General features: G+C 62.2%; 13 protein-coding genes and 1 tRNA gene. 11 read left to right on the top strand and 3 right to left on the bottom strand.

Annotation, left to right across the window (positions count from 1 at the left end; genetic code table 11):
* Nucleotides 1–12: 12 nt before the first annotated feature.
* From phaC to istB (JCM7685_RS11385), 7 genes are all read left to right on the top strand, one after another.
* Nucleotides 13–2,352 carry a class I poly(R)-hydroxyalkanoic acid synthase gene (gene phaC / locus JCM7685_RS11415; protein WP_100526075.1) on the top strand — a complete coding sequence of 780 codons (2,340 nt, stop codon included), beginning with the start codon at nt 13–15 and terminating at the stop codon, nt 2,350–2,352.
* 115 nt (nt 2,353–2,467) lie between these two features.
* On the top strand, nt 2,468–2,941 hold the full coding sequence (locus JCM7685_RS11410) for a phasin family protein (protein ID WP_074968781.1): 474 nt from the start codon (nt 2,468–2,470) through the stop codon (nt 2,939–2,941).
* Between the two features lie 171 nt (nt 2,942–3,112).
* On the top strand, nt 3,113–3,691 hold the full coding sequence (phaR, locus tag JCM7685_RS11405) for a polyhydroxyalkanoate synthesis repressor PhaR (protein ID WP_074968783.1): 579 nt from the start codon (nt 3,113–3,115) through the stop codon (nt 3,689–3,691).
* Between the two features lie 50 nt (nt 3,692–3,741).
* Nucleotides 3,742–3,831, top strand: a tRNA-Ser gene (locus tag JCM7685_RS11400).
* A gap of 315 nt (nt 3,832–4,146) precedes the next feature.
* Nucleotides 4,147–4,602 carry a YbjQ family protein gene (locus tag JCM7685_RS11395; protein WP_074968785.1) on the top strand — a complete coding sequence of 152 codons (456 nt, stop codon included), beginning with the start codon at nt 4,147–4,149 and terminating at the stop codon, nt 4,600–4,602.
* 299 nt (nt 4,603–4,901) lie between these two features.
* Nucleotides 4,902–6,401: an IS21 family transposase gene (gene istA, locus JCM7685_RS11390; protein WP_090271472.1), complete on the top strand. Its 1,500-nt coding sequence runs from the start codon at nt 4,902–4,904 to the stop codon at nt 6,399–6,401.
* A complete protein-coding gene (istB, locus tag JCM7685_RS11385; protein WP_028030902.1) occupies nt 6,401–7,129 on the top strand; it encodes an IS21-like element helper ATPase IstB in 729 nt (242 codons plus the stop codon). The genes istA (JCM7685_RS11390) and istB (JCM7685_RS11385) overlap by 1 nt, the downstream gene beginning before the upstream one ends.
* 217 nt (nt 7,130–7,346) lie before the next feature.
* Here istB (JCM7685_RS11385) and JCM7685_RS11380 read toward each other — a convergent pair whose 3' ends face one another.
* Genes JCM7685_RS11380 through JCM7685_RS11370 form a run of 3 tightly spaced genes read right to left on the bottom strand, consistent with a single transcriptional unit; the run spans nt 7,347 to nt 10,138 of the window.
* On the bottom strand, nt 7,347–7,907 hold the full coding sequence (locus JCM7685_RS11380) for a hypothetical protein (RefSeq protein ID WP_197701051.1): 561 nt from the start codon (nt 7,905–7,907) through the stop codon (nt 7,347–7,349).
* Between the two features lie 9 nt (nt 7,908–7,916).
* Entirely contained in the window at nt 7,917–9,107 is a 1,191-nt protein-coding gene (locus JCM7685_RS11375; RefSeq protein ID WP_074971293.1) for a restriction endonuclease subunit S, read from the bottom strand.
* Nucleotides 9,104–10,138, bottom strand: coding sequence for an HsdM family class I SAM-dependent methyltransferase (locus JCM7685_RS11370; protein ID WP_083412990.1), 1,035 nt, complete (start codon nt 10,136–10,138; stop codon nt 9,104–9,106). The genes JCM7685_RS11375 and JCM7685_RS11370 overlap by 4 nt, the downstream gene beginning before the upstream one ends.
* Before the next feature lie 35 nt (nt 10,139–10,173).
* On the opposite strand from JCM7685_RS11370, the gene istA (JCM7685_RS11365) reads away from it, so the two are divergent.
* From istA (JCM7685_RS11365) to JCM7685_RS11350, 4 genes are all read left to right on the top strand, one after another.
* Nucleotides 10,174–11,673 (top strand): IS21 family transposase, encoded by a 1,500-nt coding sequence (gene istA / locus JCM7685_RS11365; protein WP_090271472.1) that lies wholly within the window; start codon nt 10,174–10,176, stop codon nt 11,671–11,673.
* On the top strand, nt 11,673–12,401 hold the full coding sequence (gene istB, locus JCM7685_RS11360; protein WP_028030902.1) for an IS21-like element helper ATPase IstB: 729 nt from the start codon (nt 11,673–11,675) through the stop codon (nt 12,399–12,401). The genes istA (JCM7685_RS11365) and istB (JCM7685_RS11360) overlap by 1 nt, the downstream gene beginning before the upstream one ends.
* 226 nt (nt 12,402–12,627) lie before the next feature.
* On the top strand, nt 12,628–13,767 hold the full coding sequence (locus tag JCM7685_RS20285) for a hypothetical protein (protein WP_231964719.1): 1,140 nt from the start codon (nt 12,628–12,630) through the stop codon (nt 13,765–13,767).
* 231 nt (nt 13,768–13,998) lie between these two features.
* Entirely contained in the window at nt 13,999–14,595 is a 597-nt protein-coding gene (locus tag JCM7685_RS11350) for a TetR/AcrR family transcriptional regulator (RefSeq protein ID WP_074970994.1), read from the top strand.
* Nucleotides 14,596–14,598 lie beyond the last annotated feature (3 nt).

The raw sequence follows: 14,598 nt of genomic DNA, 5'->3' as shown, positions 1-14,598 counted from the left end.
GGAATGTCAATTATGGCGGGCAAAGACGAAAAGCCGGAATCCGGGGCCGATGCGCAGGTTACGGCCAGGACGGGCAAGTCCCGCGCCGGCACTGGAAAAACCCGCGCGGCCGCCAAGAGCGCGAAGGCGGACGGGCCCACGACCGATTCGGCGCGCGCGGCCACAAGCCCGGCTGCCGGCCCGGCGGAGAAGCCCGCCGCCCGCGAGGCCGAGGCCGCGCCGGAGGCCGAGGGGGCGAAAACCGCCGCCGCGACCGGTGCCAAGCCTGCTGGTGGCAAGGCCCCCGCGACCAAGACCGGCACCCGCAACGCAGCGGCGCGCGCCCGCGCCGCGGTGCGCAGCGATACCCGCACCGGCACGCGCCGCAAGCCGGTGGCCAAGGGTGCGGCCAAACCGGCCGAGGCGCCGACGCTGGGCGCCGTGGACGACGCGCTGCGTCCCCTTGGCGCGACCGGTCCCGCCGCGGCCGTCGAGGCGGCGCCGGCCCGAGCCCCGGCCGCCGATGCCCCGGCCGCGGAGGCGCCGCAGGCCTCTGCGCCCGCGGCCCCGGCCCTGGGCAGCCAGACCGCGGCTTTCGTCGAAGCGGCCTTCGGTCCCGGCAGCCGCCTGCCCGAGCAGCTGGCGACCAATATCGAGCGCATCGAATCGCTGACCCAGCGCCTGATCAGCGCGCTGTCGCAGCGCAAGCCGCACAGCCCCGGCGTCGAGATGCCCGGTCCCGACCTGTTCGCCACCGCGACCTCGGCCTGGATGAAGCTGCTGGCCGAACAGCCCGAGCGCGTGATCGGCCAGCAGGTCAGCTATTGGGGCGAGACCCTGCGCCATTTCGCCGAGGCCCAGGCCGCGCTGGCCCGGGGCACGCTGGTGCCGCCGTCCGACGAAGGCCCGCGCGACCGCCGCTTCTCGAACCCGCTGTGGGAGGCGCATCCCTTTTTCAACTTCATCAAGCGCCAGTACCAGATCAACGCCCAGGCGCTGCGCGAGGCGGCCAGCGCCCTGGACCTGCCGGGGATGACCGACCGGCGGCGGATCGAGTGGTTCACCCGCCAGATGATCGACATGATGGCGCCGACGAATTTCCTGGCCACCAACCCCGACGCCCTGGAAAAGGCGCTGGCGACCGAGGGCGAAAGCTTGGTCCGCGGCCTTGAGAATCTGGTCCGCGACGTCGAGCAGAACAGCGGCGAGCTGATCGTGTCGCTGGCCGACCGCGAGGCTTTCCGCGTCGGCGAGAACATCGGCACCACCCAGGGCACCGTCGTCGCCCGCACCCCGCTTTACGAGCTGATCCAGTACAAGCCGACCACAGAAAGCGTGCACGAGATCCCGCTGGTGATCTTTCCGCCCTGGATCAACAAGTTCTACATCCTCGACCTCAAGCCGCAGAACAGCCTGATCAAATGGATCGTCGATCAGGGCTATACGCTGTTCGTGGTGGCCTGGAAGAACCCCGATCCCGGCTATGGCGACACCGGGATGGAGAATTACGTCTCGGCCTATCTCGAGGTCATGGACCGGGTGCTGGACCTGACCGACCAGAAGAAGCTGAACGTGGTCGGCTATTGCATCGCCGGCACCACGCTGGCGCTGACGCTGTCGCTGCTGAAGCAGCGCGGCGACGACCGGGTGAATTCGGCCACCTTCTTCACCACGCTGACCGATTTCGCCGAGCAGGGCGAATTCACTGCCTATCTGCAGGACGATTTCGTCTCGGGGATCGAGGAAGAGGCTTCGCGGACCGGCGTGCTCAGCGCCCAGCTGATGACGCGCACCTTCAGCTTCCTGCGCGCCAACGACCTGGTCTGGGGCCCGGCGATCCGCAGCTATATGCTGGGCGAGACGCCGCCCGCCTTCGACCTGCTGTTCTGGAACGGCGACGGCACCAACCTGCCGGGCCGCATGGCGGTGGAATACCTGCGCGGGCTGTGCCAGCAGAACCGTTTCGTCCGCGAGGGGTTCGACCTGATGGGCCACCGGCTGCATGTAAGCGAGGTGGAGGTGCCGCTGTGCGCCATCGCCTGCGAGACCGACCACATCGCCCCTTGGCGCGACAGCTGGCGCGGCGTGGCGCAGATGGGTTCGGCGGACAAGCGCTTCATCCTGTCCGAATCGGGCCATATCGCCGGCATCATCAACCCGCCCAGCAAGAAGAAATACGGCCACTATACCTCTGACGCGGGTTTCGAGCAGGGCGAGCAGGCCTGGCGCGACAAGGCCCAGTATCACGAGGGCAGCTGGTGGGGCCGCTGGCGCGACTGGCTGGCCCGGCATGCCGGCGGCATGGTCGAGGCCCGCGACCCCGGCGAGGGCTTCGGCCCGGCACCCGGCGTCTATGTCCACGAGAGGGCCTGACGAAAATTTCTGCACTGCAGCGAAAACCTCTTGCAATGCTGCAGTGCAGAAAGTATATGGGGGACAGAATAATTGAACCCGGTGCTCAACTTCGCGCCGATCTAGGAGAGAGCAAATGGCCAAGACCCCTGACTTCACCAAGACCCTGCAAGAAATGATGGCGAAAATGCCGATCGACACCTCGTCCTTCCAGGACGCCTTCCGCTCGCAAACCGCGCTGGGCGAGAAAATGGCCAAGGTTGCGCTGGCTGCCGCCGAGCGTTCGACCGAGATCTCGTCGCAGTGGGCGAAAGACACCATCGCTCGCCTGGGCGAACTGACCGCCTCGAAGGAAGAGCCGGCCGAATACGCGAAAGCCGTCAGCGATTTCGCCTCGGCCGCTGCCGAAGCCGCTGCCGAGCACATGGCCGCCTTCGCCGAAGTCGCCAAGAAAGTGCAGATGGACACCGTCGATCTGATGCTGACCGCCGGCAAGGACCTGGCCGCCGACGCCCAGAAAGCCGCCGAGCAGGCCACCCGCGAAACCCAGGCCGCGGTGAAGAAAGCCGCTGCCGCCGCTTCTTCGGCCAATCCGACCGCCAAGGTCTGATCCCGGCTGGAATTGCTGGAACGGGGGGCAGCTCTGCTGCCCCCTTTTCCTTTGACCGGATGCCGCGTCGCGTTCCGACGCCATGCCCGGCCATCCGCCCCGGGCGGCGATTTTCTTTGCATTTCTCCGGCCCATTTCCCATCATGCTGCAAATGCATTGCCGGAGGAGCCATGGCTGAGGCCGAGAACACGACCCCGCTGCTGATCAAGCGCTATGCGAGCCGCCGCCTCTACAACACCGAGACCAGCGACTATGTGACGCTCGACGACATTGCCGGCTTCATCCGCGCCGGCCGGCAGGTCCGCATCGTCGATCTGAAGACGGGCGACGACCTGACGCGGCAATATCTCTTGCAGATCATCGCCGAGCACGAGGGCCGGGGCGAAAGCGTGCTGCCCATCGATGTGCTGGTGGACCTGGTGCGCAGCTACACGACCCAGGCGCAATCCGTCGTGCCGCAATTCCTGGCCGCCAGCTTCGAGATGCTGCGCGAGGGCCAGTCGAAGATGATGGAGAACCTGTCCACCTTTCCGAACCCGATGTCCTCGATGCCGGGCTTCGAGGCATTGCAGCGCCAGCAGCAGATGTTCCTGCGGGCCATGGCTGCGGGCTGGGGCACCGCCGGCAGCAGTGGACCCGCCCCGGACGAGGAGGAGGAGCCGCGCCGCGGCAAGAAGGCCGAATCCGAAGACATGGCCGAGATCCGCCGGCAACTGGCCGAATTGCAGAAGCGGATTTCCAAGCTGTGAGCGATCTGCGGCTTGCGCAGCGCTGCCCGCCGCGCTAGACGAGCCGCCACGGACGGTTGGCCGAGTGGTCGAAGGCGCACGCCTGGAAAGTGTGTAGGCGGGGAACCGTCTCGAGGGTTCGAATCCCTCACCGTCCGCCAGCAATTTTTTCTATTTAAATTCAGTGTGTTAAGGGTAAGTGACCACACACGTTGACCACACACGTTAGCAACACACGAAATGAGCTTTGGTCAGTTCAGTTCCCCGCTGAGACACACGACTCAACCTGTGCGTTTTTTTTGTAGAATCAGGCATGGGACCTTAAACGGTTTTCCATAAAGCCTTGATTTTATTTTTTTTATTTTGCGGATAGGTAGGGTTACGCTGCGGCGGAGGGGTGGCCTAGCTTGAAATCAGGGGGGACCCTAACAAATTCTCTGTTAAGGTGAGCTGCTACAACGTGGAGATGACGACGTATGGCTGTTTGCGCTGCTTGCAGAAATGAAGATTTTGCGATTGATCCTGTGTCGCAGCTATGCCGGTCCTGCCAAGACGAGCTTGGCGAAGGTGACTACGCTACAGAGGAAGAAGTACCAGAGGCCGTTAGGTCAGTTCTCCTGACAACAGAATCCTCAAGCAACCTAAAGGTGATAAAGCGCCTAGGGATTGTCTCTTCTGAGTGTGTAGTAGGTCAAAATATCTTCAAGGATGTAGCTGCTGGGTTCCGGGACTTGTTCGGAGGCAGAAGCAAGGTAATGCAAAATGGGTTGAGAGAGGCAAGAAAGGTTGTGTTGCAAGAGCTATCACAGGAAGCGGTAGAGCTTGGGGCCGATGCTATTGTCGCAGTCCAGCTTCACTACGCCTCAATCGGTGGGTCAGGGTCAGTAAATATGCTACTACTTACCGCTACAGGAACAGCCGTTAAGCTGTGAATTTTACTCCCATTTTGTTAGTGCAGTTTCTGCTTGCTCAGGGTTGTCCTTGATCCTGATAACTGCCTGCCGTGACAAGCTGTAGGTTCTGGCAATCTCAGACACACTCACAGAGCTACGGAGAGCGTCACACACGGCGAGGAATGTCTTACGGTCATAGGAAGGCTTACGTCCTAAGTACTGTTGAACGGCTTGCAATAAGGACCCCGCTTCTGGGGTGATCGGCGTCCAAAATGGACCCCACCGACCGGGGGTTGGGTCCATTGTGCCTTCGATGATTATCGGAGGCCGAGCACGGGATGCTGATCGTGGAGACAATCGCAAAAATCAGGCGGCTACATTTCACCGAGGGCAAGGGGATCAAGACGATCTGCCGTGACCTGAAGCTGTCGAAGAAGGTGGTGCGGAAGGTGATCCGCACCGGGATTACCGAGTTCACCTATACCCGGACGGTGCAGCCGCGCCCGAAGCTGGGTGCCTGGCTGGGGGAACTCAACCGGCTGCTGGAGGTCAACGCCGCGCGGTCCAGCCGGGAACGTCAGTCTCTGATACAGATCTACGAAGAACTGAGCGGTCTCGGTTATGAAGGTGGGTATGACGCGGTGCGCCGCTACGCCTCGAACTGGGCACGCACTCAGAGTTCAGGCGCTTCTGCCGCCTTCGTGCCCCTGAGCTTTGCGCCCGGTGAAGCCTATCAGTTCGACTGGAGCCACGAGGTTGTGGTGATCGATGGGGCGACCACCACCATCAAAGTGGCCCATGTTCGCCTGTGCCACAGCCGGATGTTCTTTGTGCGGGCCTATCCGCGCGAGACGCAGGAGATGGTGTTCGATGCCCACGACAGGGCTTTCGCCTTCTTCAAGGGCACCTGCACCCGCGGGATCTACGACAACATGAAGACGGCGGTGGAGACCATCTTCACCGGCAAGGAACGCCTCTACAATCGTCGGTTCCTGCAGATGGCCAGCCATTATCTGGTCGAACCCGTTGCCTGCACCCCTGCTGCGGGTTGGGAGAAAGGCCAGGTGGAGAGCCAGGTCGGCACTGTCCGTCAGCGGTTTTTCGCGCCCCGCGTCAGGGTCAAGAGCTACGAGGAACTGAATGCCTGGCTGCTGGACAAGTGCATCGCCTCGGCCAGAACCAGCAAGCATCCGGAGCTGACGGACAAAACCGTCTGGCAGGTCTTCCAGGAAGAGCGCCCGCACCTTGTCCCCTATGCCGGGCGCTTCGACGGATTCCATTCACTGCCTGCGGCGGTGTCAAAGACCTGTCTCGTGCGCTTCGACAACAACAAATACTCCGTCGCGGCAACGGCTGTCGGGCGGCAGGTCGAGATCAGGGCCTATGCTGAGCGGATCGAGATCCGGCAGGAGGGCCGACTGGTCGGAGACCACCCGCGTCACTTCGGCCGGGACCGAACGGTTTACAATCCCTGGCATTATGTGCCTGTTCTGCTTCGCAAACCCGGGGCGCTGCGTAACGGCGCACCGTTCAAGGACTGGGTTCTTCCCGGAGCTCTTGAACAGATCCGCCGCAAGCTGCAGGGCTCCTCAGATGGCGACCGCCAGATGGTGAAGGTCCTCGGCGCTGTGCTGACGGAAGGGATGCCTGTGGTTCAAAAGGCATGTGCCGAAGCTCTCTCGCAAGGCGTCCATTCTGCCGATGTAATCCTCAATATTCTATCCCGCAGGCGAGATCCGGAACCACCACCGCTTCTGCTGACCTCTCCGGCCTTGCAGTTGACCCATGAGCCTGTGGCGGACTGCGCCCGTTATGATCTGCTGCGGAGGGCCTGCTGATGGATCGTGCTGACATCATGGCTGCAATGGGCGAGTTGAAGCTCTACGGGATGCGCGCCGCTTATGACGAACTCATGGCGGTGGCTGTGCGCCGCCAGCACGAACCCCGCCAGATCGTTGGAGATCTTCTGGCCGCCGAGATCAACGAGAAGAAAGCGCGGTCGGTCAAATACCAGATCACCACCGCCAAGCTGCCCTATGCCCGGGAGATCGAGGAGTTCACCTTCGATGACACCCCAATCAACGAGACCCTGGTGCGAGATCTGGCCAGCGGGGAGTTCCTCAGCCAACAGCGCAATGTCGTGCTGGTTGGCGGCACCGGGACCGGCAAGACCCATATCTCTGTGGCCATAGCGCGCGCGGTCATCCGCAATGGTGCCCGGGGCAGGTTCTTCAATGTCGTCGATCTGGTGAACAGGCTGGAGGCCGAGGCCCGTGCCGGACGGGCAGGCCGGCTTGCAGAACATCTGATGCGGCTCGACTTCGTCATCCTCGATGAACTCGGATACCTGCCATTCGCGCAGTCCGGCGGCCAGCTGCTGTTCCATCTGATCAGCAAGCTCTATGAGCAGACTTCCGTCATCGTCACCACCAACCTCGCATTCGGGGAGTGGCCGACCGTCTTCGGAGACGCAAAGATGACCACCGCGCTGCTCGACCGGCTCACCCACCACTGCGACATCGTCGAGACCGGCAACGACAGCTGGCGCATCAAAACCCGAGCCTGAACACCCTCCAAAACGCAGGCCCGCGTCGGCTGCGCCAGCTGGAAAGCTACGCCGCCACGGGCCTGCTCACCCGCGCGCCAAAGGGGTCACTTTTGGACGCCGATCAGGGGGCCCGTTTGAATGCCGATTGACACGAAGAGCAACGTAATGGGTTTGAGGTCAACAACTTGCCTGTTGCCAATCCCCTTGAAGTTCTCGATTTCGATTTTTGCTAGTCTCATGATTCAATCCGCCCTAAGCCCGAAAAGTGTTCGGCGAATGCATTCCGCACCGCTTCCCACTGGGCGGCATCGTATTGCTTCTTGCTGTGGACGACGTTCAACACCGGATGACCGGCCTCCACCAGCGCATCCCGCAACTTCTTTTCCAACGCGGCCATCTGGTCCCGCACGGGAGTATGCAGCAGCATTTGGTCGGCACGAAGCTGATCCTTAGTCATCCCTATTTCCGGAAAGATCGGGCCGTATGAGATCAGGTCGAACTGCCCGCAGCTTTCAGGTTCCACTCCAGCCTCGATCAGCAGACGTCGCAGGCTGTTCTGGGCCTTGGAGAAACCAAGGTGCTGGCCCATGCGGGTGTAGGGGGCAGTGGCGTGGGGACTGCTGCTGTCACCGGTGCGGCCCACATAGAGCCGCTCCCCCTTGGGGGTCTGGACCCGCCAAACATAGAGCCAGAACCCCCGCTGTAGCATCTGGCCAGGAAGCGTCACGCGGTGCAAGCTAGCCACTGAAGTGGCACCGCTGGGGGTGCGATCGTGCGGGATGGTCCGGGCGCTCATGACATGCTCCTACAGGTCACCGGAGAAAGCACGTTGCGAGAGTGCCGGGAACAGGTCAGCCCCATAACCCAGCTTTTCCTTCGACCGGGCCACACGATCCACAATCGTCTGGAACCGTTTCTGAGCCTCCATCGGCGGCACCGGTATCTTGATCGCACCGGCGGCGGTCTGGTTGATCTTGAATGTTCCGTTGGTCGTTCGAGCCGCCTCACGGATTTGGTTCCTGACAAACGGACCATTCCAGATGCTCTCCAGAAAGGCACGGGTCACCCTCTTGGGGTTAGGCTTGGCCGCGATCATCGTGTCGGGGAACGCGGTGCCCGGAATGTCCTGATCCGAATAGAACCCCTTACCGATCAGATCGGGAGAGCCGTTGCCGCGACAGATGTAGAAATCCGAAGTGCTGACCGTATCCTTGACGGAAATGGGTTCGAGGAACTTGCCTTCCTTGGCATAGCTGCCGTCAAACCGATCACCCGTGATCGCAGTCAGGGTCAGAACCCGTGCGGTGAAGGTTCCACGGCTGGCCGGTGATATGCCGTTGCGAAGCGGGATCGACAGAAGGGATTCGAAGGTTTCGACAGGGTGGTTCAACGGGTTGACACCGGGATCACCAAACATCTCCAAGAACACCGACCGGAGGAAGTCATCCGCCAGGGCAAGAGCCTGTTCACGTTTGCGGCGGATGGCATCAGCCATATCCAGTATCGTCGCGATCCGGCGTTGCTCATCTGGCAAAGGGAACGGGATTTCAACCGTATCCAGTTCCGATTTCCTGATGTTCTTGATCCCGACACCAGAAGAGTTTCGGGTCCAGTCGCGAAACCTCGGCGACTGGAGATAATGAAACAGATATCGGGGATGACACTTGCCAGGCTTGGGCCGCACCACCGCACAGAACGCACCGAATGAACCGTTCCAATCACGATCCGTGAAGCCGGTCTTTCCGACGATTTCCGCACTGCCCGAAGACGTGCACATAACTATATCGCCGCGGCGAAGCCGCTGCTTGTCCGATACCATCCGCTCAGGAACATAGACGAGATCCTCGTCCAAGATCAGATGACCTTGAATGTTTCCCGCCCTCAACACGGGAGTGTATCCGTCCCGAGGCTGTGCAACCGCGTCACCCTTGGAGAACGTAACGCCCCGAATGACATCAGCCTTGTCCGCCAGTGGAGAAGGAGAGGTGGCGCTCATCCGAGAAGTGCCTCAAGTTCTGCCAGATCAGATGCAATGTCGTCATTTAGCTTTTTCATCTGATCCAGTATCACTGCTGGGGCGTCGTAGTCTTGAGCAACGTGGGGTCGAACCTTGTACTTGCTCAGCGACAGGTCGTAGTTTGAATCCCTGATCTCTTGAGACGACACGAAGAAGGCCTTTTGCGTCCTGTCAGTATCGCGGCCCGCGTCGCGGTTCCGCCATGCCGCGAGACATCCGGGCAGATCATCCTTGTCAGGAGTAGCGTCCCGCTTGTCGTCGAGAGTGTAGCCGTCAAACTCGACATCATAGAAGAACACGTCATCCGTCCGCCCGCCCTTGGTGAACACCAGAATGCCCGTGCTGACCCCTGCATAGGGTTTGAACACGCCCGAGGGGAGCGAGATGACCGCCTCCAACTGGTTGTGTTCTAGCAATAACTTGCGCAGGCCAACGTGGGCCGTCGAAGAACCGAACAGAACACCATCTGGCACGATGGTGGCCGACCGCCCGCCGGTCCTGAGCATGCGCAAGATGAGCACGAGGAAAAGCAGTTCCGTCTTCTTCGTCTTCACCTGACGCAAGAGCGAAGCGTGGACATCCTCAAAATCGAGCTGCCCCTTGAAGGGTGGGTTCGCCAGGATAACGTTGAAGCCTTCGGCCGCAGTTTTCGGGAACTTGTCGGTGAAGCCTGCGCTGAGCGTATCCTGATAATGGATGTCGGGATCATCGACCCCATGCAGCATCAGGTTCATCGCCGCGATACGGAGCATCGTGGCGTCAAAGTCGAACCCGTGGAACATGTCACTGCGGATATGCTCGCGATGCGCTTCCAGCAGATCGCCGGTGTAGGTCCTTTCCGTCTTGCCCGTCTCGGGATCGGTCTCTTCCAGCACTCCCTCGGGCGAGGTGTAGGTTTCCAGTAGATACTGCATCGTCTGGACAAGGTGTTGAACGGCTTGCAATAAGGACCCCGCTTCTGGGGTGATCGGCGTCCAAAATGGACCCCACCGACCGGGGGTTGGGTCCATTGTGCCTTCGATGATTATCGGAGGCCGAGCACGGGATGCTGATCGTGGAGACAATCGCAAAAATCAGGCGGCTACATTTCACCGAGGGCAAGGGGATCAAGACGATCTGCCGTGACCTGAAGCTGTCGAAGAAGGTGGTGCGGAAGGTGATCCGCACCGGGATTACCGAGTTCACCTATACCCGGACGGTGCAGCCGCGCCCGAAGCTGGGTGCCTGGCTGGGGGAACTCAACCGGCTGCTGGAGGTCAACGCCGCGCGGTCCAGCCGGGAACGTCAGTCTCTGATACAGATCTACGAAGAACTGAGCGGTCTCGGTTATGAAGGTGGGTATGACGCGGTGCGCCGCTACGCCTCGAACTGGGCACGCACTCAGAGTTCAGGCGCTTCTGCCGCCTTCGTGCCCCTGAGCTTTGCGCCCGGTGAAGCCTATCAGTTCGACTGGAGCCACGAGGTTGTGGTGATCGATGGGGCGACCACCACCATCAAAGTGGCCCATGTTCGCCTGTGCCACAGCCGGATGTTCTTTGTGCGGGCCTATCCGCGCGAGACGCAGGAGATGGTGTTCGATGCCCACGACAGGGCTTTCGCCTTCTTCAAGGGCACCTGCACCCGCGGGATCTACGACAACATGAAGACGGCGGTGGAGACCATCTTCACCGGCAAGGAACGCCTCTACAATCGTCGGTTCCTGCAGATGGCCAGCCATTATCTGGTCGAACCCGTTGCCTGCACCCCTGCTGCGGGTTGGGAGAAAGGCCAGGTGGAGAGCCAGGTCGGCACTGTCCGTCAGCGGTTTTTCGCGCCCCGCGTCAGGGTCAAGAGCTACGAGGAACTGAATGCCTGGCTGCTGGACAAGTGCATCGCCTCGGCCAGAACCAGCAAGCATCCGGAGCTGACGGACAAAACCGTCTGGCAGGTCTTCCAGGAAGAGCGCCCGCACCTTGTCCCCTATGCCGGGCGCTTCGACGGATTCCATTCACTGCCTGCGGCGGTGTCAAAGACCTGTCTCGTGCGCTTCGACAACAACAAATACTCCGTCGCGGCAACGGCTGTCGGGCGGCAGGTCGAGATCAGGGCCTATGCTGAGCGGATCGAGATCCGGCAGGAGGGCCGACTGGTCGGAGACCACCCGCGTCACTTCGGCCGGGACCGAACGGTTTACAATCCCTGGCATTATGTGCCTGTTCTGCTTCGCAAACCCGGGGCGCTGCGTAACGGCGCACCGTTCAAGGACTGGGTTCTTCCCGGAGCTCTTGAACAGATCCGCCGCAAGCTGCAGGGCTCCTCAGATGGCGACCGCCAGATGGTGAAGGTCCTCGGCGCTGTGCTGACGGAAGGGATGCCTGTGGTTCAAAAGGCATGTGCCGAAGCTCTCTCGCAAGGCGTCCATTCTGCCGATGTAATCCTCAATATTCTATCCCGCAGGCGAGATCCGGAACCACCACCGCTTCTGCTGACCTCTCCGGCCTTGCAGTTGACCCATGAGCCTGTGGCGGACTGCGCCCGTTATGATCTGCTGCGGAGGGCCTGCTGATGGATCGTGCTGACATCATGGCTGCAATGGGCGAGTTGAAGCTCTACGGGATGCGCGCCGCTTATGACGAACTCATGGCGGTGGCTGTGCGCCGCCAGCACGAACCCCGCCAGATCGTTGGAGATCTTCTGGCCGCCGAGATCAACGAGAAGAAAGCGCGGTCGGTCAAATACCAGATCACCACCGCCAAGCTGCCCTATGCCCGGGAGATCGAGGAGTTCACCTTCGATGACACCCCAATCAACGAGACCCTGGTGCGAGATCTGGCCAGCGGGGAGTTCCTCAGCCAACAGCGCAATGTCGTGCTGGTTGGCGGCACCGGGACCGGCAAGACCCATATCTCTGTGGCCATAGCGCGCGCGGTCATCCGCAATGGTGCCCGGGGCAGGTTCTTCAATGTCGTCGATCTGGTGAACAGGCTGGAGGCCGAGGCCCGTGCCGGACGGGCAGGCCGGCTTGCAGAACATCTGATGCGGCTCGACTTCGTCATCCTCGATGAACTCGGATACCTGCCATTCGCGCAGTCCGGCGGCCAGCTGCTGTTCCATCTGATCAGCAAGCTCTATGAGCAGACTTCCGTCATCGTCACCACCAACCTCGCATTCGGGGAGTGGCCGACCGTCTTCGGAGACGCAAAGATGACCACCGCGCTGCTCGACCGGCTCACCCACCACTGCGACATCGTCGAGACCGGCAACGACAGCTGGCGCATCAAAACCCGAGCCTGAACACCCTCCAAAACGCAGGCCCGCGTCGGCTGCGCCAGCTGGAAAGCTACGCCGCCACGGGCCTGCTCACCCGCGCGCCAAAGGGGTCACTTTTGGACGCCGATCAGGGGGCCCGTTTGAATGCCGATTGACAGTCAACATCGGGTCCGCCGCCGCCGGTGCTGGCGGGACGGCGGTGATCAACACGCCAACCGTCACCTTCGCCAATGCGGTGACGCAGGTCGGCATGCCGCAGGCCAACCTGACTGCCCAGCTTCTGGGCCTCGGCGGCGCGACGGCCGACAGCTATAACCGGCTGTCCGTGAACACCCCCGCGGTGCTTCTGAACAACGCCGGCGCCGGCGTCGAGGCGACGGTGAACAAGGCCGCCCCGGCGAACGACGCGGCCTTCGCCTTCAAGACCAACTGGTCGGCACGCGCGCTGATCGGACTTCTCGGCAACGACGACTTCAGCTTCAAGGTCAGCCCGGACGGCTCGACCTTCTTCGATGCCATCCGGATCGACCGCAGCAGCGGCCAGGTGGAACTACGGCAACCCACGATCTTGCCGGGGCTCAGTGCGGCGCCGACCCCGCCGCCCGCAGGCAAGGCTGCTCTCTACGCCCGCAATCGCGCCGGTGCGCCTTGGATCGACGTCATGCGCCCCTCGGGGCGGGACTTCCCGCTCCAGCCCCACTTCGGGGTCAACCGGATCGCCAACTGGTCGCCATCGACAGGCACCACGATCAACAGCGAGGGCCTGCCGATCACTTCTGTCGGTACCGTTTCGACGCCCACGCTCGCCGCGACGAACCTTGCCACCTCCATGCGTCGCTGGCGTCTGACCTCCGCGGCGGTCGTGGACTCAGTCGCCGATCAGCGATCCGCAGGCTGGGCGTGCTGGCGCGGCAATGCAGCGGGGCTGGGTGGCTGGACCTTCGTCACGCGGATTTCGCTGACGACGCTGCAGGCTACCGGCATGGGATTCTTCGGCCTCTACGGATCGACCGCCGCACTGGCGACCACCCTGACGCTGGCCGCCGCCATCAACTGCATCGGCATCGGCTTCCAGCGCGGAACCCACACCCGCTGGCAGCTGGTCGCAAACGACGGCGCCGGCGCACCGACCCTGACCGACATGGGGGCGAGTTTCGCCATTGCGACGGGTGGGGTGCTGACCCTCTACATCGCAGCGCCACCGAATGGCAGCTCCGTCTGGGTGCGGGTGGTGGATGAGGTATCCGGCGCGGTGTTCGAACAAGAGATCACCGCTGACCTGCCCGCCGCGACCCAGTTCCTGTCGCCGCGCCTCTACATGAACAACGGCGCTACGGCCGCCGCTGTCGCCTACGACTGCGCCGGGGTCTACCTGGAGACGGATTTCTGATCTGTAGGCATAGACTGCCAGTCCGATTCACGGCTGCGAAGAGCGGAAGGGATTCGCTGCAAGGGATGATGGCAGGTGCTGGCGCGTCTGTCGCGCGCGCCCGATCGAGGCCGGCATTGAGGCCGAAAGGTGCCGAGGTGCGCGAGATCAGCGGATTGCGGACCTCGCATCTTGACAGACATGCTTCCGTCAATCAGATGTATGTAATTACTTACTCACTTATCAACGTCCATGCGAAAGTCAGCAGAACGGCGCAAGGCCGAGATCGTCACCGTAGTTCTCGCTCTGGCCGACAGGATCGGGCCGGACCGGGTGACGACCGGGGCGGTGGCTACGGCAATCGGGGTGACGCAGGCGGCGTTGTTCCGGCATTTTCCCACCAAGGCCGCGTTGTGGCAGGCAGTCGCCGAACATGTCGCCGAAGGGCTCGCAGCGGCTTGGGAGGACGCCCTCAGCCGCGGCGATGGGCCGATTGTCCGGTTGCGCGCGCTGATCGCGGCGCAATTCGCGCAGATCGCCGCGACGCCAGCGCTGCCGATGCTGCTGTTCTCACGCGAGTTGAACGTCACCAACGCGGAACTGCGCGCCACGTTTCACGGCTTGCTGACGGCCTTTCGCGGCTTGCTCGCGCGCGAGGTCGGCGCCGGGCAGGAAGCGGGCATTCTGCGCGGCGACATCGAGACAGTGGATGCGGCGGTGCTGCTGACCTCGCTGGTGCAGGGGGTGGCGATCCGCTGGGCGCTGGGTGCGCGCGATTTCGACCTGCAGGGTGAGGGGTTGCGGCTGTTCGAAGTGCAACTGCGGCTTCTGGCCGCGGAAAGGGAATAGACG

Source organism: Paracoccus aminovorans, assembly GCF_900005615.1.
In the GTDB taxonomy this organism is placed as follows: domain Bacteria; phylum Pseudomonadota; class Alphaproteobacteria; order Rhodobacterales; family Rhodobacteraceae; genus Paracoccus; species Paracoccus aminovorans.
The sequence above is the reverse complement of the archived record's forward strand: the minus strand, read 5'-3'. Positions and strand labels throughout refer to the sequence as shown.

Bases quoted from the DNA above. Each gene is read 5' to 3' on its own strand.
- phaR (WP_074968783.1), top strand. From the start codon at position 3,113: ATGGCTGAGGCCGAGAACACGACCCCGCTGCTGATCAAGCGCTATGCG.
- JCM7685_RS11395 (WP_074968785.1), top strand. From the start codon at position 4,147: ATGGCTGTTTGCGCTGCTTGCAGAAATGAAGATTTTGCGATTGATCCT.
- JCM7685_RS11375 (WP_074971293.1), bottom strand. From the start codon at position 9,107: ATGAGCGCCACCTCTCCTTCTCCACTGGCGGACAAGGCTGATGTCATT.
- JCM7685_RS11380 (WP_197701051.1), bottom strand. From the start codon at position 7,907: ATGAGCGCCCGGACCATCCCGCACGATCGCACCCCCAGCGGTGCCACT.
- istB (WP_028030902.1), top strand. From the start codon at position 6,401: ATGGATCGTGCTGACATCATGGCTGCAATGGGCGAGTTGAAGCTCTAC.
- JCM7685_RS11370 (WP_083412990.1), bottom strand. From the start codon at position 10,138: ATGGACCCAACCCCCGGTCGGTGGGGTCCATTTTGGACGCCGATCACC.
- JCM7685_RS11350 (WP_074970994.1), top strand. From the start codon at position 13,999: ATGCGAAAGTCAGCAGAACGGCGCAAGGCCGAGATCGTCACCGTAGTT.
- JCM7685_RS11410 (WP_074968781.1), top strand. From the start codon at position 2,468: ATGGCCAAGACCCCTGACTTCACCAAGACCCTGCAAGAAATGATGGCG.
- istA (WP_090271472.1), top strand. From the start codon at position 4,902: ATGCTGATCGTGGAGACAATCGCAAAAATCAGGCGGCTACATTTCACC.
- phaC (WP_100526075.1), top strand. From the start codon at position 13: ATGGCGGGCAAAGACGAAAAGCCGGAATCCGGGGCCGATGCGCAGGTT.
- istB (WP_028030902.1), top strand. From the start codon at position 11,673: ATGGATCGTGCTGACATCATGGCTGCAATGGGCGAGTTGAAGCTCTAC.
- JCM7685_RS20285 (WP_231964719.1), top strand. From the start codon at position 12,628: ATGCCGCAGGCCAACCTGACTGCCCAGCTTCTGGGCCTCGGCGGCGCG.
- istA (WP_090271472.1), top strand. From the start codon at position 10,174: ATGCTGATCGTGGAGACAATCGCAAAAATCAGGCGGCTACATTTCACC.